We start from the raw sequence: 1099 nt of genomic DNA, 5'->3' as shown, positions 1-1099 counted from the left end.
CCCCTCCGTATCCTCGTCGAAAATATCAACGGGCTCAGGAGTCGGCGAAGCAACCCGTTTCGCTTTGATTTCCATACTCACAGCCCGACCTTTCCCAGCAGAAAGGTGATGATTGCGGTACATACGACCAAAATCACCTTGTCCACGATGCTGTCCCACCGTTTGGCGGGCTTGCTTGCCAGGGCGTTGACCGTAGACGTAATGCCGTCCAGCTTGTCGTCCATTCCGTCCAACTTGGTTTTCAGGGCGGTGCTGTCCTGCTCCAGGGCCCCAATCCGGTCAAACATCTGCCGGTGAGTCTCACTGGACCGCTCACGATAGCGGTCAAACTCCTTTTCCATCGAGTCCAGCCGAGCGGCTACCGGGCAGTTATCCGGATTGCAGACATCACTCATTTACGCCACCTCCTCGAAATGCTGCTCATACTTGTTTCCTCCTGCCGTGTTACTTGCTGTTCAGCATCCCGATGAGCTCGGAATACTCGGCCTCAGAGAGCTTTCCGGCGGCGTAGAAAATATCCATCTTTGCCTCGATGCCCTCGGTCTGGCCGCGCTCGATCATGCGCTTCAGAGTACGATACAACATGGTCACATCCTCCTTTCTCAAATATCAGTTTCGGACAGTCCCAGCTCCAGCAGGGTCAGCCGGTACTCGTGGTCGACATTGATGCCGTCGGTATCGGCCAGCTCCTGCGTATGGGTCTCCTGCCGCTCGGCAAGAACCAGCAGAGCCTCGTCCTTGGTCAACTGGGTCTCTTCGTAGACGAACATGGCAGTGGGCTCACGGCCCTCGTCCATAGGGTCTGTGCGCTGCGTCTCAGCAATATTGCGACGCAGGTACACCGTAGTCACGCCCACCTCGATTTCCTTGGGGCGGACGGTGCTTTCTGCGGTGGTGTAAACGGGTTCCACGGCGCTTTCCTCCTCTCGGCAAATAAAGTTGCACAAGCTGCTCGTAAATACGGCGGTCGTCATGCTGGTCATAGCGGGATATGTACAGTTGCATCCGCTGGAAGCTGATCCTCGGCTTGATATGCTTCAGATACATCCGGTAGGTGTCGGTACAGTCGATCCATCCCATGTACGACATCATCTGGCGA

Annotated in this window: 3 protein-coding genes; all 3 read right to left on the bottom strand. The window is 56.0% G+C overall.

Going from position 1 to position 1099, the window contains the following annotated elements:
- Positions 1-77: 77 nt before the first annotated feature.
- From JX325_RS17525 to JX325_RS17515, 3 genes are read right to left on the bottom strand one after another with little or no spacing between them, the layout of a single operon-like run.
- Complete coding sequence (locus JX325_RS17525) at positions 78-395, bottom strand: hypothetical protein (RefSeq protein ID WP_204792279.1); 318 nt, start codon at positions 393-395, stop codon at positions 78-80.
- A 49-nt stretch (positions 396-444) separates the two neighbouring features.
- Positions 445-585 (bottom strand): hypothetical protein, encoded by a 141-nt coding sequence (locus JX325_RS17520; protein WP_204792278.1) that lies wholly within the window; start codon positions 583-585, stop codon positions 445-447.
- Positions 586-602: 17 nt separating this feature from the next.
- Positions 603-911 (bottom strand): hypothetical protein, encoded by a 309-nt coding sequence (locus tag JX325_RS17515; RefSeq protein WP_204792277.1) that lies wholly within the window; start codon positions 909-911, stop codon positions 603-605.
- Between the last annotated feature and the right edge of the window lie 188 nt (positions 912-1099).

Origin of the sequence: Oscillibacter sp. CU971 (assembly GCF_905219725.1) — a bacterium.
GTDB lineage: Bacteria > Bacillota > Clostridia > Oscillospirales > Oscillospiraceae > Oscillibacter.
This window is presented reverse-complemented; position numbering and strand designations above follow the sequence as displayed.